A 21,030-nucleotide genomic window follows, 5' to 3' on the forward strand; every position below is an offset into this window, starting at 1 on the left:
TCGCGCTGCCGTACCGGACGCTGGTCTTCCGCGCCCGCCGCCGCTGACCGGCAGCGGGCCGGTCAGACGTTGCGCTCGTAGACCATCCGCAGCCCGATCAGGGTGATCATCGGCTCGTGGTGGGTGATGGTCCGGCACTCGCCGATCACCACCGAGGCCAGCCCGCCGGTGGCGATCACCGCCTTCACCTCGCCCAATTCCTCGACCATCCGCTCGACGATCCGGTCGACCTGGCCGGCGAAGCCGAAGTACAGGCCGGACTGGAGACACTCGACGGTGTTCTTGCCGATCACCGACCGGGGCCTGGTCGCCTCCACCTTGCGCAACTGGGCGGCGCGGGCCGCGAGCGCGTCGAAAGAGATCTCGATGCCCGGGGCGAACGCGCCGCCGAGGAATTCCCCCCGCCCGCTGATCACGTCGAAGTTGGTGGTGGTGCCGAAGTCCACCACGATCGACGGCCCGCCGAAGAGGGTGTACGCGGCGAGCGTGTTCACCACCCGGTCCGAGCCGACCTCCTTGGGGTTGTCGATCGCCAGTTGCACGCCGGTGCGTACCCCCGGCTCGACGATCACGCTCGGCAGGTCGGCGTAGTACCGGGCCAGCATGTTGCGCAGCGAGCGCAGCGCGGCCGGCACCGTCGAGCAGGCTGCCACCCCGGTGATCTCCACGGCGTCACCGGCCAGCAGCCCCCGGAACATCAGCCCGAGCTCGTCCGCCGTCGAGCGGGCGTCGGTCTTGACCCGCCAGGAGTGCACCAGCTTGTCGCCGTCGAAGGTCGCCAGCACGGTGTTGGTGTTTCCGATGTCGATGCAGAGCAGCACGCACGCAGCCTAGACGCCGGGCTCGCCGGACGACACGTGCCGGCCGCCCGCGGGCGGCCGGCACGCCCGTGGCGGCGCACTGGCCCGGCTCACTCCGTCCGCAGGTCCAGCGCGACGTCCAGGATCGGCGAGGAGTGGGTCAGCGCGCCCACCGACAGGTAGTCCACCCCGGTCGCCGCGTACCGCGCGGCCACGTCGAGGGTCAGCCCGCCGGTCGCCTCCAGCTCGGCCCGGTCGCCCACCGCGGCCACCACCTCGGTCAGCGTTGCCGGGGTCATGTTGTCCAGCAGCAGAAAGTCCGCGCCGGCCTCGACCGCCTCCAGCGCCTCGGCGAGGGTGTCCACCTCCACCTGCACCGGCACATCCGGGAAGGCCGCCCGGACCCGGCGGTAGGCCGCCGCGACACCGCCGGCCGCGAACTTGTGGTTGTCCTTGATCATCGCGACGTCGTACAGGCCCATCCGCTTGTTCGTACCGCCGCCGGCCCGCACCGCGTACTTCTCCAGCGCCCGCAGGCCCGAGGTGGTCTTGCGGGTGTCCAGCACCATCGCCTTGCTGCCGGTCAGCGCGTCCGCCCAGGCCCGGGTGTGGGTGGCCACCCCGGACAGCCGGCAGAGCAGGTTTAGCGCCGTCCGCTCGGCGGTGAGCAGCAGCCGGGTGGGCCCGGTCACGGTGGCCAGCACATCGCCGCGGGCCACCCGCCGGCCGTCGTGGGCCACCAGCGACACCTCGACGGCACCTGCGCCACCGTCGGCCCCGGTCACCTCGCCGACCACCTCGAACACGGCCGCCGCGACCGCCAGCCCGGCCACCACCCCGTCGGCGCGGGCAACCAGGTCGGCGGTGTCCATCTGGGTCGCCGGGATGGTGGCGACGCTGGTGACGTCCAGGAAGTCCGGACCCAGATCCTCGGTGAACGCGGTGACGATCACCCGCCGCACCTCAGCCGGGTCGAGCCCGCCGGCCCGCAGCGCCTGCTCCGTCGTCTCCCTCACTGGAACTCCCTCGGTTCGCGACTGCGTGGACTCACTCACCGTGTCCCCTCCCACCGGGACGTCAACCGGCCCTGCGACCCGATCGCGCCGGTCAGGTGGCCCAGCCACCGCTCGTCCGCCGTCGGGAAGTCCTCCCGCCAGTGGCAGCCCCGGGTCTCCTGGCGGGCGTACGCGGCGGCGACCAGGGCCGACGCCACGGTGATCAGGTTCGTCGCCTCCCAGTCGGCGGTGCGGGGCACGCCCCGACCGGCGCCCAGCTCGCCGAGGTCCCCGGCCGTGCCCGCGAGCGTCCGCGCCGAGCGCAGCACTCCGGCACCCCGGGTCATCGTCCGTTGCAGGGCCGGCGTCCCGTCGGCGGGCAGCACCCAGCCGCCCCCGCCGACCCACGCTCCGGTGGCCGCCGGCTGGGCCTGGTCGGGCAGGCCGACGGCGATGTCCTCGGCGATCCGGCGGGAGAAGACCAGCCCCTCCAGCAGCGAGTTGCTGGCCAGCCGGTTCGCGCCGTGCACCCCGGTGCAGGCCACCTCGCCGCAGGCGTACAGGCCGGGGATGGAGGTGCGACCGCGCAGGTCGGTGCGGACGCCGCCCGACGCGTAGTGGGCGGCCGGGGCGACCGGGATCAGGTCGGTGGCCGGGTCCACCCCGATGGCCAGGCAGGAGGCGACGATGGTGGGGAAACGCCCGGCGAGGAAGTCCCCGCCGAGGTGCCGGGCGTCGAGGTACACGTGGTCGGCGCCGGTGGCCAGCAGCACCCGGTGGATTCCCTTGGCCACCACGTCCCGGGGCGCCAGCTCGGCCAGTTCGTGCTGGCCGACCATGAACCGCTTGCCGTCGCCGTCGACCAGGTGCGCGCCCTCGCCGCGCAGCGCCTCGGAGACCAGCGGCTGCTGAGCCCGGCCGGCCCCAGGCACCCCGGCACCGGCCGGGGTGATCAGCGCGGTCGGGTGGAACTGGACGAACTCCACGTCGGTGACCGTCGCACCGGCCCGCAGGGCGAGGGCCACCCCGTCGCCGGTGGAGACCGCCGGGTTGGTGGTGGCCGAGAAGATCTGCCCCATCCCGCCGGTTGCCAGCACCACGGCCCGGGCCAGGATCGCCCCGACGCCCTCCTCGCTGCCCTCGCCGAGCACGTGCAGGGTGATCCCGCAGGCCGGGCCGAGGCCGCCGGGCCCGTCACCGGGGGCGCGCAACAGGTCCAGCACCAGGGCGTGCTCGAACAGCCGGATCCACGGGTCGCGGCGGACCGCCGCGTGCAGGGCCCGCTGCACCTCCGCGCCGGTGGCGTCCCCGCCGGCGTGCACGATCCGGTCCGCCCGGTGCCCGCCCTCGCGGGTGAGCATGAGCGAGCCGTCCGGATGGCGGTCGAACTCCGCGCCGATGCGCATCAGCTCCCGCAGCCGGGTCGGCCCCTCCGCCACCAGCACCCGCACGGCCGCCGGGTCGCACAGCCCGACGCCGGCCAGCTCGGTGTCCGACGCGTGCGCCGCCGGGGTGTCCGCCGGGTCGAGCACGGCGGCGATGCCGCCCTGCGCCCAGCGGGTCGAGCCGTCGTCGATGTTGACCTTGGTGACCACGGTGACGTGCAGGCCGGCCTCGCGCAGGTGCAGCGCGGCGGTGAGCCCCGCCACCCCGGAACCGATCACGACCACGTCGGTGGTCTCCACCCATCCCGGTGCGGGCGCGGCCAGCAGCGACGGCAGGGCGGGCAGGTCGACGGTCGGTACGTCCATGAGCACAGTCAACCCGAAGGTTCCTCGCCCCGGGCGGCGGGGGCACGACGAGCGTTCGGCTACAGCGCCCGGCGCCGCTACTTCGTCCGGACCGGGACCCCCGCCGGGCCGGCCCCCTTGAGCGAGGCGGTAACCGAGCGGTCGCTGAGCCACAGGTAGCAGCGGACGCCCCGGTCGCCGACCCCCCACCGGCCCGCTCCGGGCGGGCGGATCACCACGCCGCTGCGGTAACGCAGGTCATCGTCGTCCGGCACCCCGACGTAGCGGGCGAGCGCCGAGCGGCAGCCGGTGTAGAAGGGGGCCCAGTCGGCGTCCCTGGTCGGGTACGGCCGGTCCGGCGCCTTCCACACCCCGACGAACTCGGCGTCGTGCCGGGTGGCACACCCGACCGGCGTCAGCACCTGCGCCCCCCGCCTCCCGGCGGACCCGGTGCGCTGGCAGCCCAGCCGCAACGGCGACGCCACCTTCAGCCCGTCGCGCAGGCTCCCGGTGCGGGTGACCGGCACGGCCCCCACCTCGGCGGTGCTCACCTCGGTCAGGTCGCAGCGGTACCAGCGGGCGCCGGACGCCCAGCCGGGCTTCGACGGCAGCGCCACGGCCAGCCGGAGCCGGCCGGCCCGCCAGTCGTCGCCCACGTACCCGGTGGCCTTCGTGTCGCAGTCGGCGAACGCGCCGCGCAGCTCCGTCGACCCCCCGGCCGGCGGGGCGGCCCGCTCCGCCGGGAACGCGCCCACGTGCACGGTCTCCACCCGGTGGGCGGCGGCGCAGTCCACCGGCGCGTACGCCGCCAGGGTGACCGCCTCGGTGAAGTCGGCGAACTGGCACACCCCCGCGGCCGGGGTGAACGGCCCGGCCGGGGCGAGGGCCGCCCAGTCGTCGGTGAGGTCGCCGTCGAGCCCCGTGGAGGCACCACAGCCGACCAGCACGACCGCCACGGCCATTGCCGCGCACAGGGTCGTCATCGCACGGCGCATCGGGCCTCCCCAGCCACCAGCTCACGACGGCGACCCCAGAGTAACCACAGATGACCATCGGTGACAGACCGCGTACGGGCCGAAGTTCGCAGACGGCCGAGCCGACCGTCCGGTCAGCCGACGACGGCGAGCGGGCTCGGGACCGGGTCGCCGGCGGTGCCCGGCGCCACCGCGGCCGGGTCGCCGCCCAGCTCGACCACCCGGTTGTCGGCGTCCACATGCACCACCCGGGGCCGGTACGTCCGCGCCTCGGCGTCGTCCAGCTGCCCGTACGAGATCAGGATGACCAGATCGCCGGGGTGCACCAGGTGCGCGGCGGCACCGTTGATGCCGATCACGCCGCTGCCCCGCTCGCCGGGGATCACGTACGTCTCCAGCCGGGCCCCGTTGGTGACGTCCACGATCGCCACCTGCTCGCCCGGGAGCAGGTCGGCCGCGTCGAGCAGGTCCTGGTCCACCGTCACCGAGCCCACGTAGTGCAGGTCGGCCTGCGTCACCGTGGCGCGGTGGATCTTCGACTTGAGCATGGTGCGGAACATCGGGGTGCCTTTCGCGCGCGGAGAGGTCAGGAGCGGGGGGCGAGCCGGATCGCCGCGTTGTCGATGAGCCGGGTGGCGCCGACCCAGGCCGCGACCAGCAGCCGGGCCGGACCGGCGACCGGCCCGGGTTCCAGGTCCGGGTCGGTCAGCACCAGGTAGTCGAGCCGGGCCCCGGCCGCGCCGGAGCCGAACGCCCGGTGGGCCTCGGCCAGCACCGCGCCGGCGTCCAGTCCCCGGTCGGCGGCGTCCACGCCGGCCCTCAGCGCGGCCGACAAGCTCAGCGCCGCCTCCCGCTCCTGCGCCGAGAGGTAGCGGTTGCGGCTCGACAGGGCCAGGCCGTCCGGCTCCCGGACGGTCGGCACGCCGACCACCTCGACCGGCACGTCGAAGTCCCGGGCCATCCGCCGGACCAGGGTGAGCTGCTGGTAGTCCTTCTCGCCGAAGAACGCCAGGTCGGGCCGGGTGAGCTGGAACAGCTTGAGCACCACGGTGAGCACCCCGTGGAAGAAGCCCGGCCGGCTCAGCCCTTCCAGGTCCTCGCCGAGCAGGCCCGGGTTCACCCGGACCCGGGGCTCACCGTCCGGATACATCTCCTCCCGGTCCGGCGCGAAGACCAGGTCCGCTCCGGCCCGCCGGCAGGCCTCCAGGTCCGTCGCCAGGGTGCGCGGGTACCGGTCGAAGTCCTCGTTCGGGCCGAACTGGAGCGGGTTGACGAAGATCGTCACCAGCACGTGGTCGGCCCGTTCCCGGGCGGCCCGCAGCAGCGTCTCGTGCCCGGAGTGCAGCGCGCCCATGGTCATCACCACCCCGACCGTGCCGGTCAGCGCGGCGCACGCCTTCGCCAGCTCCTCGCGGGTCCGCACCAACTCCGTCACTGCTCCACCACCTCGGTTCGCGACTGCGGGGCTCGCAAGACGGGCTCACTCCTCACGCTCACGCCACCACCTCCCGATGGGTCCCGCTGAGCACGTCGAGCAGCGACTCGGCGTCCGCCGGGCGCAGGCGGCCCGCCGCGATGGCCCGGTCCGCCGTCCGGCGGGCCAGGGCCAGGTACGGGGCCACCGACTCGGGCGCGGTCGCGGCCAGCCGCTCCAGGTGCCGGCGTACGGTGCCGGCGTCGCCCCGGGACACCGGGCCGGTCAGCGCGTCGTCGCCGAGCCGCAGCGCGTTCTCCAGCGCCGCCCGCAGCAGCGGGGCGAGCACCTTCTCCGGCTGGCTCACCCCGGCGTCGCGCAGCCGGTCGGCCGCCTCGTTGACCAAGGTGACCAGGTGGTTCGCCCCGTGCGCCAGCGCCGCGTGGTACAGCGGCCGGTCGGCCTCCGCCACCCACTCCGGCACCCCGCCGAGGTCGGCGGCCAGCCGGGCGGCGAGCGGACGCAGCTCGGCCGGGGCGGTCACCCCGTACGAGATGCCGGCGAGTTGGCCGAGGTCGTCGGGCGTACCGGTGAAGGTCATCGCCGGGTGCAGGGCCAGCGGCAGGGCCCCGACGGCGGCGGCCGGGGCGAGCACGCCCAGCCCGTGCGCGCCGGAGGTGTGCGCGACCACCTGGCCGGGATGCAGCGCGCCGGTCTCGGCGAGCCCAGCCACCACCCCGGCCAACGTGTCGTCGGGGACGGCGATCAGCAGCAGGTCGGTGGCGGCCCGGGCCACGGAGGTGGCGGAGCGGTTGCGGGCATCGGGGAGCAGCAGGGCGATCCGGGCCTTGGCCGCCCCGGAGACGCCGGAGGCGGCGACCACCCGGTGTCCGGCGGCGGCGAGCGCGGCGCCCAGTACGGCGCCGACCCGGCCTGCGCCGATCACGCCGACGGTGAGCACGCGGGGAAAGACGAGCGGGGCGCCGGCAGGGGCGCCGCCCGCGGGTACGGCGGCCCGGGAGGGGGCTGCCGGACGCGGGCGCAGCGGTGCGCTCATGGCAACGATCCAGTCCTCTAAAAGGGGGTACCGGTCGATCGCAAGTATGCGCCGCGGCCACGGACCCGCAACAACAAGGTGTGAAAACCTTCACCGCTGGGCGTCCGCCCGGCACGGCGTCGCGCGGCGGGCCCGACGGCGGATCGGCGGCACCGGCCAGCAGTGGTACGACCGCCGGGCGCGGGGATCACGAATCGCCTCGTGGCCACAGACCGTAGGGTCGGCACGGTGACGGCTCCCGAACACGGAATGACCTGATGCCGGTCCGCTGGCGGGACGCGATGAGCCAAGCGCTGTACGGACCTGGGGGCTTCTTCGTGTCCGGCCCCGGCCCGGCGGGCCACTTCCGGACCAGCGTGCACGCGTCCCAGGCGTTCGCGTCGGCGCTCTTCCGGCTCGTCTCGCGGCTCGACGCCGACCTCGGATTCCCCACCCCGTTCCACGTGGTGGACGTGGGCGCCGGACGTGGCGAGTTGCTGCTCGCCCTGGCGGGGCTCGCCGGGTCCGAGGCGTCGGAGGCCGGTGACGAGGCCACCGGGTCCGCGGTGGGGGGTTCCGGGGAAACCACCCCGGCCGCCACCCGCCCGTCGCCCTCGCGACCGTCACCGGTCCCACTGGCCCATCGGGTACGCCTCACCGCCGTCGAGAAGGCACCCCGCCCCGACGGCCTTCCGGCGGAGATCGACTGGGTGGACGAGATCCCGGACCGGATCACCGGCCTGCTGGTTGCCACCGAATGGCTCGACAACGTCCCACTGGACCTGGCCATGCCCACCGGAAACTGCTGGCGCTACCTCCTGGTAGACCCCAAGACGGGCAAGGAAACCCCCGGCGAACCTCTAACCCCAGAGGACACCGCCTGGATAGCCCACTGGTGGCCCACCCCACCCTCAGCCCCGTCCCCAGCCCCGTTGATCAAGAAGTTTACGTCCGGGAAGGGCCCGGATTCAGACGCAAACCTCTTGATCAACGGCGCTGAGAGGTGGGAGGGGGTTGAGGGGGCTGTGGGGGTTGGGCGGGTGGAGGTTGGGCGGGTGCGGGATGAGGCTTGGGGTGCGGCCGTTCGGCGGGTTGAGCGGGGGGTGGCGTTGGCCGTTGATTATGGGCACCTTCGTGGGGGCCGGCCGGTTGGCGGGACGTTGGCCGGGTACCGGGGCGGGCGGCAGGTGCCGCCCGTGCCCGACGGGTCCTGCGACGTCACGGCGCACGTGGCGATGGACTCGGCCGGCGCGGCCGGGGCGGCGGCGGGCGGCGGGGCGTACACGCTGGTGGGCCAGCGGGAGGCGCTGCGGGCGCTCGGGGCCGACGGCGGGCGACCGCCGCTGAGCCTGGCCGCCACCGACCCGGCCCGGTACGTGCGGGCGCTCGCCGCCGCGTCGGCGGTCGCCGAACTGACCGACCCGGCCGGGCTCGGCGGACACCGGTGGCTGCTCCAACCGGTCGGCGTCACCATCCATCCGCTCATGGCACGATGACGGGCATGACCACGGACACCGGTGACCTGCGCGAGCTGACCGTCGGCACCGGGGCCGGCGGAGAGCAGCTCGGCACCGACATGGTGCTCAACATCGGCCCGCAGCACCCGTCCACGCACGGGGTGCTGCGGCTGAAGCTGGTCCTCGACGGGGAACGGGTGGTCGCCGCCGAGCCGATCGTCGGGTACATGCACCGGGGCGCGGAGAAGCTGTTCGAGGTGCGCGACTACCGCCAGATCATCGTGCTGGCCAACCGGCACGACTGGCTGTCGGCGTTCTCCAACGAGCTGGGCGTGGTGCTGGCCGTCGAACGGCTGATGGGCATGGAGGTACCCGAGCGGGCCACCTGGCTGCGGATGGCGCTGGCCGAGCTGAACCGGGTGCTCAACCACCTGATGTTCCTCGGCTCGTACCCGCTGGAGATCGGCGCGATCACCCCGGTCTTCTACGCGTTCCGGGAACGGGAGACCATCCAGGCGGTGATGGAGGAGGTCTCCGGCGGCCGGATCCACTACATGTTCAACCGGGTCGGCGGGCTGAAGGAGGAGGTCCCAGCCGGTTGGACCGGCCGGGCCCGGGCGGCGATCGGCGAGGTGCGCCGCCGGATGCCGGACCTGGACAACCTGATCCGGCGCAACGAGATCTTCCTGGCCCGCACGGTCGGGGTGGGGGTGCTGTCGGCCGCCGACGCCGCCGCGTTCGGCGCGTCCGGGCCGGTCGCCCGGGCCTCCGGGCTGGACCTGGACCTGCGTCGCGACGAGCCGTACCTGGCGTACGACCAGCTCGACGTGCCGGTGGTCACCAAGACCGCCGGGGACTGCCACGCCCGGTTCGAGGTGCTGCTCGACCAGGTGTACGCCTCACTCGACCTCGCCGAGCAGTGCCTGGACCGGGTGGACCGGCTCACCGGGCCGGTGAACACCCGGCTCCCGAAGGTGGTGAAGGCCCCGGAGGGGCACACCTACGCGTGGACGGAGAACCCGCTCGGCATCAACGGCTACTACCTTGTGTCGAGGGGCGAGAAGACGCCGTGGCGGCTGAAGCTACGCACCGCGTCGTACGCGAACGTGCAGGCGCTGGCCACGCTGCTGCCCGGCTGCCTGGTGCCGGACCTGATCGCCATCCTCGGTTCGATGTTCTTCGTGGTGGGCGACATCGACAAGTAGCCGGGGCCGCACGCGGCGCTCCGCCGGGGCCGGCACCGGCCGGTCGGCCGGCGGTCAGGGCCGGCGGTCCGCCGCGCGGGTGCCACCGGCGCGGGGCGTGTCGTCGCGGGGCGGGTGGCCGTACCACTCCTCGTCGGCGTGCTGGTGCCGGCCGGTCCGGTCCGGGCCGGGCTCCCCCGCGCGCCACTGCCCGGCCGGCGGGGCGTCGCGGCGGTCTGCGTCCGGCCAGGGACCGGTCCGGTCCGGGTCCGGCCGTCGCCCCCCGGGGTCCGGGTCCGGCCGTCGCCCGCCGAGATCCTCGTCCCACCGCCGCTCGCCCTGGCCTCGCCCGGGGCGGGGCTCGCTCCGCCGGACCGACGCCCAGTGGTCCTCGACCCGGTATCCGCTGCCGGCGGCATCCGTGTGTGCCGCGGCTCGCCGCTCACCGACTCGGACCTCCCGGCCACGCTCGTCGTCGTGCACCTCCGCCCAGCGTTCCCCGGCCCGCAGTTCCGACCGCTGGCCGGGTCCCTCGATCGCCGGCTCGGGCGGGTACGGGCGGGCACGCCCGGCCTCGGCGGACCAGCCCGGCGCGGCCCACGAGCCCCGGTCGGCGTGCCGGGCCCCGTCGGGCACGCCCGCCCGTATTCCCCCGGACTCGTCGGCCCGGCCTCCCCGACCGGGCTCGCCTCCCCGACCGGCCCCGCCTCCCCGACCGGGCTCGTCGACGTGGCCTCCCCAGCCCGGCCCGTCGGCTTGGTCGTACCCGTCACGGTGACCGGACCCGTCGGCGTGGTCGTACCGGCCCGCACGGCCGGCATCGCCGTACTGACCTGCCCGGCCGGCGTCGTCGGGCCGGCCGGGCTCCTGCGGCGTGGGCGGCCACCGGCCGGCGGGACCGGCGCCGTACAGGCCCATGCCCGATTCCGGGCCGTCGACGACGGTGTGTCGGGTGGTGACGTGCACGGTCTCGGTGTGCCGGACCATGCCGACCGGGCGGGGAGCGGGCTCGGGGGCGACCGGCCCGGACGAGCGGGTGTCGGGCACGGCCCGTCGGGGCGCCGGGCCGGGGCCGCCGGGCTGGGCTGGCCGCTCGGCCCCGTAACGCGGGGTCGGCCGGGGCCGGTGGACGGGCGGCTCGTCGTCGTGGGCCGTCCCGGGCACCCGGACCCGCCCGGCAGGGGCTTCGTCGATTTCCCGGTGCCGGTGCGCGTCGTCGTACACCTCGGCGAGCGGGACCCGGGCGCGGCCCGCGCCGGCCGGCTTTTCGACGGACGGCTCGGGGGCGGCGGCCGTCGCCACGGCGTCGAGCCGGCGACGCAGCGCCGCGACCTGGTCCTGGGCCCGCTGGGACGCGTCGAGCGCCTGGTTGCCGCGCTGCGCGGCGCCGACCATCTCGCCGCGCAACTCGCGGCGCAGCTCCTCGATCTCGTCGTGGAGGGCCTCGATCTCGGCCCGGCTGCCGTCGCCGTCCGTGCGCAGGGCGATCGAGAGACCGATCAGCACCACGGCTGTGATGGCGAGCACGGCGGCGAACCGCAGCGGCCCGTTGCCGTCGGCGACCAGCAGGATCAGCGCCGCGACCGGGGCGAACGCCACGCCGGTCCAGAAGAGCACGGGCAGCAGACGGGATTCACGCCTGTCGGTGACGGCAACCGGGTCGGGCATGGGTGTGCAGCCTACCGAGAGTTCCAGCGGCTGGGAACGGGGTGGACGCCCTGACGGGCACCGGTCGCCGGCGGCGCGGGGCCGCCGACGACCGGTGGTGGTTCAGCTGACCGCGAGGGCCCCGTCGGAGGAGAGGACCAGACCGACGCTGGCGTTCCCCGTCGTCAAGGCGTTCTTGGTCTGCGGACCGGCCGCGTCCAGCGAGCTGAAGGAGCCGGCCTTGAAGTCGTAGACCTTGACCAGGCCGGCCTGGCACAGCGGACGCTGCGGGCACTCCGGCGGGCCGGCCAGCACGGTGGCGCTGCCGGAGCACTTGGCGGCCAGTTCGGAGAGGGTGGTGACCCCGTACTTGTCGGCGAAGGCCTTGGTGACGGCGAACGCGTTCTGGTCCTGCGCGGCGGACGGCGCGCCGAAGGCGAGCCCGGCCTTGTCACCGCCGGCCTTGAGGGCGGCCACGGTCTTCTCCAGCTCGGGCGAGGAGACCGCCGGGGCGTCCTTGCCGTTGGCCTTGGTGTTCAGGAACTCGGCCATGGTCGCCGCGTACTCCGGGACGACCTGGATCTCGCCCTTCTCCAGGGCCGGCTCGTAGAGCTCCCGGTTGCCGATCTGCTGCACCTTGACCTGGTAGCCGGCGGCGGTGAGGGTGATCCGGTACAACTCGGCGAGGGTCTCGCTCTCGCTGAAGTTGCCGGCGCCCACCACGATCGTGCCGCCCGACCCCTTCTCCAGCCCCTGCGTGAGGTTGTTCGCCGCGGCGAACTCCTCCGCCGCGACCTTGGAGGTCTTGCGGTCGACGACGACGGCCTTGTTGAGGCCGATCAGCTTCGGGGTGTCCAGCGCCGCGGAGACCTTGTCGAGCGCCGCGACCAGCTGCGGCTTGGCCACCTTCGCGTTGATCGCCGGAAGGATGTTGTCGCTGTTCTGGAGCTTCTTGTCGTCGGTCAGAACGACCAGCTGCTCACCAGCAACCGGGGCGCACCCGGCCCCCGACGCGCCCTGCTCGGGCGCCTCGGTCCCGGAGGACCCGGCGCCGCCGCAGCCGGTGAGAAACCCGACCGCGAGGACGCCGATCGCGCCGATTGCCAGGCGTGTACGTGCGCGCATCAAGCCCGCCTTCCGTGTCCCGGCGCGGCCCGTTCGGGCCGGCCGCGTGTCCGACGGGCGAACCCTCTTGTCATCGCCCGCGATCTCTCACCCAACATCCTGTCGGCCGGCCCCGCCAACCCGAGGCCCGCTTTGTCACCGGATCGTCACACCGGAGGCGTACGAACGGCGGGCGGACGGCCCTCAGGTGCCGGCGACGGCGTCCGCGGCGCGGCGGTTGGCCCGACGCCGGGCCGGGCGCAGCGGGCGCGGGGTGACCACCCGCTCGACCAGCGCCAGCACCAGTTCGGCCAGCACCGCCAGCCCGGCCACCAGCAGGCCCCCGGCGATGATCTGCCCACCCCCGGCGGCGATGTCCAGGCCGAAACCGGCCCGGATGATCTGGCCGAGCCCGCCGCCGTTGACGAACGACGCCAGCGCGGCCGTCGCCAACACCTGCACCGTCGCGGTCCGGAAGCCGGCCGCGAGGTACGGCACCGCCAGCGGCAGCTCCACCCGGCGCAGCACCTGCCCGCCGGACAGCCCCATTCCGCGCGCCGCGTCCCGGGCCTCCGGGTCGACCTGGCGCACCCCGGTGTACGCGTTGGCCAGCAGCGGCGGCACCGCGAACACGGCCAGCGCGACCACCACCGACGGTCGGCCGAAGCCGAGGAAGGTCAGCGGCAGGATGGTCAACAGGGCCAGGGTCGGCACGGCGAGGGTGACGTTGGAGACGAGCACGACCAGCCCGCCGCCCCGCCCGGTGTGCCCGAGCCAGAGCCCGACGGGCCAGGCCACCAGGCAGCCGAGCAGCACGGCCGCCGCCGAGATGCTCAGGTGCTCGCCGAGCCGGTCCAGGACGCCGCCCGGGTTGGTCCAGTTCAGCGGGTCGTTGAGCCAGAGCACAGCCTGGCCGACCGGGTTGCTCACCGGGTCACCCTCCCGCAGTCGTTCATCGGCCCCCGCCCCCGGGTGCCCGCCGGGGGCGTGTGATGGCTGCTCGCCGGGCCCGTCCAGTGGCCGCTCATCGCGCCCCGCGCAGCCAGGGGGTGACCGCCCGGCCGATCCCGGCGAGGACCAGGTCCAGCACCAGGGCCAGCAGGACGCAGAGCAGCGTACCGGTCATGATCTGGGCCTTGTAGAAGTTGTTCTGGAAGCCGGCGAAGATGAGCTGCCCCAGCCCGCCCCGGCCGACCACCACCCCGACGGTCACCAGCGCCACGGTCGACACGGTGGCCAGCCGCAGACCGGTGAGGATGCCGGGCAGGGCCAGCGGCAGCTCGATCCTCAGCAGCCGGCCCCACCGGCCGTACCCCATGCCCTCGGCGGCCTCGCGGACCTCGGGCGGGACCTGGCTCAGCCCGGCGACGGCGTTGCGGACGATGACCAGCAGCGCGTACAGCACCACCACGCTGAGCACGGTCACCGCCCCGATCCCCAGGTACGGAGCGAGGAAGGCGAACAGCGCCAGGGACGGGATCGTGTAGAGCACGCCGGTGAATGCGAGAATCGGGCCGGCGAGCGGGCGGAACCGGTGGGCCGCCACGGCGAGCGGCAGGGCCACCAGCGCGGCGATCAGCACCGCCCGCACGGTCAGCGAGGCGTGGTCACGCAGCGCGGCGACGATCGTGTCAGAGTTGTCCCGCACGTACTGCCAGGAGAACCACGGGTTACCCGGGTCGGCCCGGTAGCTCAGGCGGAAGGACATGCGTGGACGTTACCCCGGCAACCACCGGTGACGCCGGCCAGAGGGCCGCGTCGATCAGCCTGGAGGGCATCCGTAAGCGCTACCCGGACGGCACCGAGGCGGTCCGCGAGCTGAGCCTGGAGGTCAGGGCCGGGGAGCTGGTGGTGCTGATCGGCCCGTCCGGCTGCGGCAAGTCGACCGTGCTCCGCATGGTCAACCGGCTGATCGAGCCGACCGGCGGTCGGATCCTGCTCGGCGACGAGGACGTGACCCGGGTCGACCCGGTCGAGCTGCGCCGCCGGATCGGTTACGTGATCCAGAACGTCGGCCTCTTCCCGCACCAGACGGTCCTGGCGAACGTCGGCACCGTCCCCCGGCTGCTCGGCTGGGCCCGGGACCAGGTCCGCCGCCGGTCCGAGGAACTGCTGGAGCTGGTCGGGCTGGACCCGGGGCAGTTCGGTCGCCGCTACCCGCATGAGCTGTCGGGCGGCCAGCGGCAGCGGGTCGGGGTGGCCCGGGCGCTGGCAGCCGACCCGGTGGTGCTGCTGATGGACGAGCCGTTCTCGGCCGTCGACCCGATCGTGCGGACCCGGTTGCAGGAGGAGTTCCTCCGGCTCCAGGCGGAGGTTCGTAAGACCATCGTGCTGGTCACCCACGACCTGGACGAGGCGGTCCGGCTCGGCGACCGGATCGCGGTGCTCTCCCAGGGCGGCCGGCTGGAGCAGTACGACACCCCGGCGGCCCTGCTCGGGGCGCCCGCCTCCCCGTTCGTCCGGGAGTTCGTCGGCGAGGACCGGGGCATCCGGGCGCTCGCCGTAACCCCGGTCACCCGGGACGCGCTGGACCCGGCACCGGTCGACCCCGCCGGGCTGCCCGAGGTGGTGCTGGGTTCGTCGGCGTACGACGCGCTGGCCGTGATGCTCACCGCCGGAGCGGACCGGGTGCTGGTGACCGTTGACGGCCGGCCGGCCGGGGTGCTCACCCGGGAAAGCGCGCTGGGCGCGGGACGCTGACCGCGCCGGGCGGCCGGGTCAGGCCCGGCCGCCCAGGCTGGCGGTGCCGATGATCCAGCCGGAGAGGAAGCCGTAGGTGGCGCCGGTGCCGGCGGACTGGAGTGCGGCGAGCAGCGACGGGTCCGGCCCGAGCAGCGTGCTGACCAGCGCGGCCAGGCCGGCGGCCAGCACGTACGCCCCCCAGCCGGAGAAGAACTGGCTGAACGACCCCTGCACCCGGGCCACCTGCGAGGCCGGGAGCAGGTAGAGCAGGGCCGCCGCCAGGATCACCAGCAGGATGGCCCGCAGATCGGTGGCGAGCACCCCCTGCCCCGGGTCGTCGGAGCTGAGGCGCCAGGCCGGCCAGGCGAGCAGCCGCATGAACCAACCGCCCGCCCCGTTCGGATCAGTGTTGTCCTCCGCCCACCCGACGTACAACGGGCTGCCGCAGACCCCGACGAGCACCAGCACCGCGAGGGTGCCGGTGCCGGCCGCGGTCCCGTACCTGCTGACCGCGCCGGAGCGGTTGGTGGGGGGCATGGCGCGACCAGTTCCCGGTGCGCCCCGACGGGCAAACCTGCGGACCACCATGGTCGGCCTGACTAGCGCTTCATCAGATAGTCGATGAACTTGGCCCGCAGCAGCGGAGCCGCCTCCTCGTAGCCGTGCCCGGTCAGCTCCCGCCACAGCGCGGACGCCTCGTCGACGGTCGGGCCGACCGAGTTCGGCGCGCCGTCCAGCACGGCGGCCTCGTCGGCGTTGGGCAGGTGGCGCAGCACCGACCAAAAGAATCCGACGTCGCGACGCCCCCGGGCCAGCGCGAACGCCCGCTCCCGAAGCTCCTCGGTGGAGAGCGCGTCCAGCTCCTCGAACGTGTGCCCGCCGGTACCGGTGGAAGGTGTCTCGGTCATGCCGCCGAGCCTAACCGCCGAGATCACCGGGGGCGCGGCGGACGCGGCGCGGGCCGTCCGTCGGCGGCCACCGTGCGGGCCGTGCGTCCGTCGACACGTACGGCCGTCCGTCGGTGGCCGCCGTACGGCCGGGACGTCCGTCGACGGTGTACGGGCGGGGTGTCAGCGGTCGCCGCCGTCCCAGCGTGGAGGGCGGGTGTCCCAACGGGACGCGTCCCAGGGGTCCGCGGGCGTGTCGTCGGACCGGGTGGGCAGGGCGGGCGGCCAGTCCTCGACCGGCGCCGGCCGGGGCACCGACCAGCCGGAGCTGATGGCGCCGTCGCCGCCCGGACGGGCCTCCGCGTCGGCACCCACCGACCGGGGTCGCCCGTACGCCTCGACGAGCCGGGTCACCACCAGGCCGACGCCGAGCGCGGCCCCGCCCACCGTCCACCGGCTGACCTGCCAGCCCCGGGCCCCGGACCAGGCCAGCAGGACGGTGATCAGGCTCACCGCGAGCAGGGTCCCGAAGATCCCGCCGCGCCGGCCGTACGCGCTGGTGCCGCCGAGCAGCGCGGTGCCCACGGCGAGCACCGTCCAGCCCAGTCCCTCGGTCGGGACGACCGGCCCGGCGCCGTTGCCGGCGATCAGGATGCCGGCCAGCATGGCGAGGACGGTGGACAGGACGAACGAGACCACGACGACGGCACCGGCCGTCCCGCCCCGGCGGCGGGCCGGGTCCGCCACCGCCCGGAACCGCCCGACCAGCCGGCGCACCGGACGGATCGCCCCGAACAGGCCGCCGAGCACCGCCACCGCGGCGAAGCCGGCGAAGAGGTAGAACGCGCTGTCGCGGGGGTCGTACCCGCCCTGCACGAGGACCGGCGCGGCCCGCCGCTCGATGTAGACCACCACGCCGGCCGCACCGGCCAGGCTCGCCGCCCAGCCCGGCACGTGCAGCACGACCACGGCCAGCCCCACCAGCAGTCCGCCGACGGCGGCCACCGCCGCGGCGTGGCCCACCGCGACCTCGACCCCCTGGTCGCCCTGCTCGGCGAAGTGCAGCGCGGCGGCGACCGCGACCGGGCCGACCGCCAGGTTCACCGCCGCCGTCCGCAGGCTCAGGCCGGCGGACAGGACGAGCAGCCCCACCGCCACCACGTCGACCAGCAGGACCCGCAGGCCGTCGTCGCGCAGCGCGGCCGGGTCGTCCCGCCACAGCAGCCAGGTCAGCACGGCCAGGCCGGCGGCCAGCACCAGCTCCCAGGTGACGTGCACGGCGACCCGGTCCCGCCCCGGCTCGCCGTGCGTCGGGTCGTCGAAGACGTTCTCCAGCACCGCCGCGGGCACGCCCGACGAGGGCTGCACCGGATCGTCGTACCCCATGACGCGTGCCCTCCCCAGGTCACGGCCGCAGGGTCCGACGCGGGCGGACCGGGGCGGCCGTTGCTCACCGGTCGCCAGGCACGGTACCTGCGCGCCGGGCCGGGCGTAACCCCCGCGCTCAGCGTCGGCCCGGGCGGTTCTCCCGGTCGTCGGTGTCGCGCTCGTCCTCCGGCTGCTCCGGCACCCGGCAGGCCCGCTCCAGCCAGAGCGCGGCGGCCACCAGCGCGAGCGAGGCGAGCAGCCCCGCCCCGGCCGCCGGGCGGTCCTCGGTGGCGGCCTGGGTGCGCTCCACGAAGAGCCACCCGGTCAGCCCGGCGCACCAGCCGGCGAAGATCGCCCCGGCCAGCGCGGACGCCTTGGCCAGCACCACGAACCGGGCCACCAGCAGCGGGTTGACCGGGTCACGGCCCGCCTTCCGCTGGAGCCGGCCCCGGGTGTTGGCCGCCGCGTACGCCTCCAGCACCGCCAGCGCGGCCAGCGTGACGACGGGCAGCCACGGCAGGCGGGGGAATCCCTCGTAGTAGAAACCGCTGATCGCCAGCCAGGCCACCGCTGTGGCGGCCAGGCCGGCGACGACCAGGGTGGAGATCCGGGTGGGGCCCATCCTGGACCGTTCGGGATCCGTCCCGCGCGGCGGCGGGGACTGCGCCTGGGTCATGCCGGCCGGCTCCACTGGCTCATGTCGACGACTCTAACGCCAGATCCGGCCGGGGGCTCAGTTCCAGGGCGTCACCGGCCACCGGTTCGGCGTTCAGCAGATCGGTCAGCCAACCGTGCCCGGGCAGCCGCCCGTACGGCTGGATGTCGATCCACGGCCGCAGCACAAACGCCCGCAGGTGGGCCCTGGGGTGCGGCAGCGTCAGCTCGGGGTCGTCGCTGCGCACCGGCTCGCCCGCGTCGTCCCACACCGCGACCACGTCGACGTCCAGCGTGCGCGGGCCGAACCGGCGCTGCGGGTCGCGCTCGCGGCCGGCCCGCCGCTCGGCGGCCCGGGCCCGCGCCAGCCAGTCCCGCGGGTCTGCGGCCGGGTCCTCGACCAGCGCCACCGCGTTGAGGTACGCCGGCTGGTCCGTGTCGCCCCAAGGTGGGGTCTCGTAGACGCCGGAGACCAACAGCACCGCCTCGCCGAGGGTGTCCACGGCCGAGCGCAGGTGGGCCAGCCGGTCGCCGAGGTTGCTGCCGAGGGAGAGCAGGGCGCGGGTCACGCCGCATCCCCGTTCCCGGCCGGTTCTGGTTGCGGTTGCGGTTGCGGTTGCGGACCCGACTGTGACCGCGCCGGCACCGGGCCGCCGGTGGTCGACGCCGGGCCGCCGCTGGGCGTGTGGGCCGGCGGGCCGGGACGGGTGCGGGTCATGGTCACCGCGACGTCGGTGAAGGCGTGCGGGACCGGGGCCTCGGGCTTGTGCACGGTCACCGTCGCCCGGACCACCCGGGGGTCGGCCAGGCAGATCCCGAGGAGCCGGTCGGCGAGCGTCTCGATCAGGTTGACCGGCTCCCCCGTGAGCACCGCGACCAGCCGGTCGGCCAGCTCGCCGTAGTGCACCGTGTCGGTCACGTCGTCGGAGCGGGCGGCCGGCGCGAGGTCCAGTTCGAGGACGGCGTCGACGACGAAGTCCTGCCCCCGCTCGCGCTCGAAGTCGTAGACGCCGTGCCGCCCGTGCGCCCGCAGGCCGGTCAGCGTGATCCGGTCAGTCACCGGTCCCCCTCCGTCTGGATTCCGCCGGCCAGCTTCCCGCCGGCCCGTTCCCCGCCGGCCCGTTCCCCGCCGGCCAGCTTCCCGCCGGCCCGTTCCCCGCCGGCCCGGTCGGTCACGAGGCGCGGACGGCCTCCGGCCCGCCAGACGGCCAGCGCGTCGACGGTGCCGAGCACGTCGTGCACGCGTACCCCCCAGGCGCCCGCCGCCACCGCTAGCAGGCTGGTGGCGACGGTGGCCGCCTCCCGCCCGGCGGTCGGCCGGGGGACGCCGTCGGCGTCGGCGAGCAGCTGGCCCAGGTACGACTTGCGGCTGGCCCCGAACAGCAGCGGGAAGCCGAGCGCCAGCAGCTCGGGCAGGCGGGCGGTGAGCTGCCAGTTGTGTTCGGCGGTCTTGGCGAAGCCGAGGCCCGGGTCGACGACGATCCGGTCGGCCGGGACCCCGGCGGTCAGCGCGGCGTCGACCCGCTGGGCCAGCTCGGCCCGGACGTCGGTCACCACGTCGGTGTAGCGGGCCAGCTCGCGCATCCCCCGGGAGTGCCCCCGCCAGTGCATCAGCACCCAGGGGCAGCCGGCGTCGCGGACCACCCGGGCCATGTCCGGGTCCGCCAGGCCGCCGGAGACGTCGTTGACCACCGCGGCCCCGGCCGCGAGGGCGGCCTCGGCGACCCGGGCACGGCTGGTGTCGATGCTGACCACGACGCCGGCGGCGGCGAGCTCCCGGATCACCGGCAGCACTCTGGCCGCCTCCGTCTCCGCGTCCACCCGGTCCGCACCGGGGCGGGTCGACTCGCCCCCGATGTCCACCAGGTGCGCGCCGTCCGCTACGAGTCGCACGCCGTGTGCGACGGCGGCGGTGAAATCGGCGTACCGGCCGCCGTCGGAGAACGAGTCGGGCGTGACGTTGAGGACACCCATCACCACCGGGGCCTGCGCCCGCACCAGATCGGTCACGACTGCACGGTACCGGTCGTTCCGGCAGCTCCCGGCGGCCCGGTCCGTCGCAGCGCGAACGGCCCTGACATGCGCATTGGAACAGGTGTACGATCGGACGTCCGGGTCTTTCCGGGTCGACTCTTCGCGGCTTGTCGCAAAGGGGGGCGGCCCGTACCCTTTGGAATTGCCCAGCAGCGAGACGGCGAAGCTTGGAGGGAGGGCCAAAGCGGGAAAAATCCCCCCAAAGCTCACCACCCTCCGTGGTGGGCAACGGACGCAGAGTCGCCGACGCTGCGCCCAGTGAGCACCATCCCGCCAGGCTTGCCTACTGCACCGCCGCGGCTCCGCCGGCCGCGACATGGGGAGGTTCCAGTGATCGCCATCGAGCTCATGGAGACGACGACGTCCGCCGTCAGCCACGCGCTCCACACCCTGGCGTCGACTCCACTCGCCGAGCCGGCGCCCAAGGGCATCGACACCAACAACATCGTCACCTTCTTCGCCAGCAAGATCGCTCCGATCCTGCTGGCCGTGCTCGGCGTCATCTTCATCGGCCGGGCCAGCCGCGGCGAGATCTCCAAGGTGCTGACCAGCTCCGCCATCGCGATCGTCGGGCTGGCCTTCATCGCCGGGGCGGCGACACTCTTCTTCATCGGTGACTACCTGATCGACCTGATCTTCGAATAGGCGCGGGCAGATGCGGCTACGCACCGACGACGACATCTACCGGGCCCGCCTGGTCTACCTCGGGCCGCCCGGCTACACCCTGCCCGTGCACCTGCCGTACGCCCAATACGGCGTGTTCATGCTGCTCGTACCCCTCTACATGTTCATCCACTGGCTGTTCACGCTGCGGGTCGAGCTCTTCCCGGCCTGGGAGATCGCCCTCGCCATCGTGAGCACCTCGTTCATCTTCCGGTACGTCGACCCGGACCGGCCCGCGCGCATGGTGATCCGTACCGCGCTGACCGACTGGCGAAGCACCCGGGAGTCGGCCGTCGAGCAGCGCGACCCGCGCATGGTGGCGAGCCGGATCAGGATCCGGGAGGAACTTGCATGACCGGGCGTACACCGATCGGGCGGTCGCGGCACTCGGGTGAGGCGGT

The 21,030-nt window shown here is 74.6% G+C and carries 22 protein-coding genes and 1 pseudogene; 5 read left to right on the forward strand and 18 right to left on the reverse strand.

What is annotated here, in order from left to right; translation table 11 throughout:
• Window positions 1-62 precede the first annotated feature (62 nt).
• The 7 genes from OG617_RS11885 to OG617_RS11915 all read right to left on the reverse strand — a co-directional run bounded on the left by OG617_RS11885 (window position 63) and on the right by OG617_RS11915 (window position 6,970).
• On the reverse strand, window positions 63-821 hold the full coding sequence (locus OG617_RS11885) for a type III pantothenate kinase (protein ID WP_350881422.1): 759 nt from the start codon (window positions 819-821) through the stop codon (window positions 63-65).
• Window positions 822-910: 89 nt separating this feature from the next.
• On the reverse strand, window positions 911-1,816 hold the full coding sequence (gene nadC, locus OG617_RS11890; RefSeq protein WP_405101269.1) for a carboxylating nicotinate-nucleotide diphosphorylase: 906 nt from the start codon (window positions 1,814-1,816) through the stop codon (window positions 911-913).
• 35 nt (window positions 1,817-1,851) lie between these two features.
• Window positions 1,852-3,546 (reverse strand): L-aspartate oxidase, encoded by a 1,695-nt coding sequence (locus OG617_RS11895; protein WP_405101271.1) that lies wholly within the window; start codon window positions 3,544-3,546, stop codon window positions 1,852-1,854.
• Between the two features lie 77 nt (window positions 3,547-3,623).
• Complete coding sequence (locus OG617_RS11900; RefSeq protein ID WP_405101273.1) at window positions 3,624-4,520, reverse strand: septum formation family protein; 897 nt, start codon at window positions 4,518-4,520, stop codon at window positions 3,624-3,626.
• 113 nt (window positions 4,521-4,633) lie between these two features.
• Entirely contained in the window at window positions 4,634-5,059 is a 426-nt protein-coding gene (gene panD, locus OG617_RS11905) for an aspartate 1-decarboxylase (protein ID WP_161686461.1), read from the reverse strand.
• A gap of 26 nt (window positions 5,060-5,085) precedes the next feature.
• On the reverse strand, window positions 5,086-5,934 hold the full coding sequence (gene panC / locus OG617_RS11910) for a pantoate--beta-alanine ligase (protein WP_396685087.1): 849 nt from the start codon (window positions 5,932-5,934) through the stop codon (window positions 5,086-5,088).
• Window positions 5,935-5,992: 58 nt separating this feature from the next.
• Window positions 5,993-6,970, reverse strand: a complete 978-nt coding sequence (locus OG617_RS11915) for a Rossmann-like and DUF2520 domain-containing protein (protein ID WP_405101276.1) — start codon at window positions 6,968-6,970, stop codon at window positions 5,993-5,995.
• 257 nt (window positions 6,971-7,227) lie between these two features.
• Between OG617_RS11915 and OG617_RS11920 the strand changes: the two genes are divergently transcribed.
• Both OG617_RS11920 and OG617_RS11925 read left to right on the forward strand, forming a co-directional pair.
• Complete coding sequence (locus OG617_RS11920) at window positions 7,228-8,445, forward strand: SAM-dependent methyltransferase (RefSeq protein WP_405101279.1); 1,218 nt, start codon at window positions 7,228-7,230, stop codon at window positions 8,443-8,445.
• The gene (locus OG617_RS11925) at window positions 8,442-9,611 is read left to right on the forward strand and encodes an NADH-quinone oxidoreductase subunit D (protein WP_405101281.1); all 1,170 of its coding nucleotides are present in this window, start codon (window positions 8,442-8,444) and stop codon (window positions 9,609-9,611) included. The genes OG617_RS11920 and OG617_RS11925 overlap by 4 nt, the downstream gene beginning before the upstream one ends.
• A gap of 54 nt (window positions 9,612-9,665) precedes the next feature.
• Here the strand turns inward: OG617_RS11925 and OG617_RS11930 are convergent, their stop codons facing one another.
• From OG617_RS11930 to OG617_RS11945, 4 genes are all read right to left on the reverse strand, one after another.
• Window positions 9,666-11,258 carry a hypothetical protein gene (locus OG617_RS11930; protein WP_405101283.1) on the reverse strand — a complete coding sequence of 531 codons (1,593 nt, stop codon included), beginning with the start codon at window positions 11,256-11,258 and terminating at the stop codon, window positions 9,666-9,668.
• 102 nt (window positions 11,259-11,360) lie between these two features.
• Window positions 11,361-12,362, reverse strand: coding sequence for a glycine betaine ABC transporter substrate-binding protein (locus tag OG617_RS11935; protein ID WP_405101285.1), 1,002 nt, complete (start codon window positions 12,360-12,362; stop codon window positions 11,361-11,363).
• A gap of 183 nt (window positions 12,363-12,545) precedes the next feature.
• Window positions 12,546-13,271 carry an ABC transporter permease gene (locus OG617_RS11940; protein ID WP_396682573.1) on the reverse strand — a complete coding sequence of 242 codons (726 nt, stop codon included), beginning with the start codon at window positions 13,269-13,271 and terminating at the stop codon, window positions 12,546-12,548.
• A 94-nt stretch (window positions 13,272-13,365) separates the two neighbouring features.
• The gene (locus tag OG617_RS11945) at window positions 13,366-14,049 is read right to left on the reverse strand and encodes an ABC transporter permease (protein WP_405101288.1); all 684 of its coding nucleotides are present in this window, start codon (window positions 14,047-14,049) and stop codon (window positions 13,366-13,368) included.
• Between the two features lie 2 nt (window positions 14,050-14,051).
• Between OG617_RS11945 and OG617_RS11950 the strand changes: the two genes are divergently transcribed.
• A complete protein-coding gene (locus OG617_RS11950) occupies window positions 14,052-15,041 on the forward strand; it encodes an ABC transporter ATP-binding protein (protein WP_405101290.1) in 990 nt (329 codons plus the stop codon).
• Window positions 15,042-15,059: 18 nt separating this feature from the next.
• Here OG617_RS11950 and OG617_RS11955 read toward each other — a convergent pair whose 3' ends face one another.
• The 7 genes and pseudogenes from OG617_RS11955 to folP all read right to left on the reverse strand — a co-directional run bounded on the left by OG617_RS11955 (window position 15,060) and on the right by folP (window position 19,942).
• Window positions 15,060-15,560, reverse strand: a complete 501-nt coding sequence (locus OG617_RS11955; RefSeq protein ID WP_405101292.1) for a hypothetical protein — start codon at window positions 15,558-15,560, stop codon at window positions 15,060-15,062.
• Between the two features lie 62 nt (window positions 15,561-15,622).
• Window positions 15,623-15,931 carry a hypothetical protein gene (locus tag OG617_RS11960; RefSeq protein ID WP_405101294.1) on the reverse strand — a complete coding sequence of 103 codons (309 nt, stop codon included), beginning with the start codon at window positions 15,929-15,931 and terminating at the stop codon, window positions 15,623-15,625.
• 162 nt (window positions 15,932-16,093) lie between these two features.
• Window positions 16,094-17,296, reverse strand: a complete 1,203-nt coding sequence (locus OG617_RS11965; protein WP_405101296.1) for an ABC transporter permease — start codon at window positions 17,294-17,296, stop codon at window positions 16,094-16,096.
• Window positions 17,297-17,414: 118 nt separating this feature from the next.
• Window positions 17,415-17,954, reverse strand: coding sequence for a DUF3180 domain-containing protein (locus OG617_RS11970; RefSeq protein ID WP_405101298.1), 540 nt, complete (start codon window positions 17,952-17,954; stop codon window positions 17,415-17,417).
• Between the two features lie 19 nt (window positions 17,955-17,973).
• Window positions 17,974-18,501 carry a 2-amino-4-hydroxy-6-hydroxymethyldihydropteridine diphosphokinase gene (folK, locus tag OG617_RS11975; protein WP_405101300.1) on the reverse strand — a complete coding sequence of 176 codons (528 nt, stop codon included), beginning with the start codon at window positions 18,499-18,501 and terminating at the stop codon, window positions 17,974-17,976.
• 137 nt (window positions 18,502-18,638) lie between these two features.
• Window positions 18,639-18,992: pseudogene (gene folB, locus OG617_RS11980) on the reverse strand (dihydroneopterin aldolase); the annotation flags it as partial.
• Window positions 18,989-19,942, reverse strand: a complete 954-nt coding sequence (gene folP, locus OG617_RS11985; protein ID WP_405101302.1) for a dihydropteroate synthase — start codon at window positions 19,940-19,942, stop codon at window positions 18,989-18,991. The gene folP and the pseudogene folB, both read right to left, overlap by 4 nt.
• Window positions 19,943-20,296: 354 nt before the next feature.
• On the opposite strand from folP, the gene OG617_RS11990 reads away from it, so the two are divergent.
• A complete protein-coding gene (locus tag OG617_RS11990) occupies window positions 20,297-20,611 on the forward strand; it encodes a hypothetical protein (RefSeq protein WP_350881380.1) in 315 nt (104 codons plus the stop codon).
• A gap of 10 nt (window positions 20,612-20,621) precedes the next feature.
• Window positions 20,622-20,984 (forward strand): hypothetical protein, encoded by a 363-nt coding sequence (locus OG617_RS11995; RefSeq protein WP_405101304.1) that lies wholly within the window; start codon window positions 20,622-20,624, stop codon window positions 20,982-20,984.
• Window positions 20,985-21,030: the final 46 nt, after the last annotated feature.

It is taken from the genome of Micromonospora sp. NBC_01412 (assembly GCF_045040215.1).
GTDB classification, from domain to species: Bacteria; Actinomycetota; Actinomycetes; order Mycobacteriales; family Micromonosporaceae; genus Micromonospora; species Micromonospora rubida.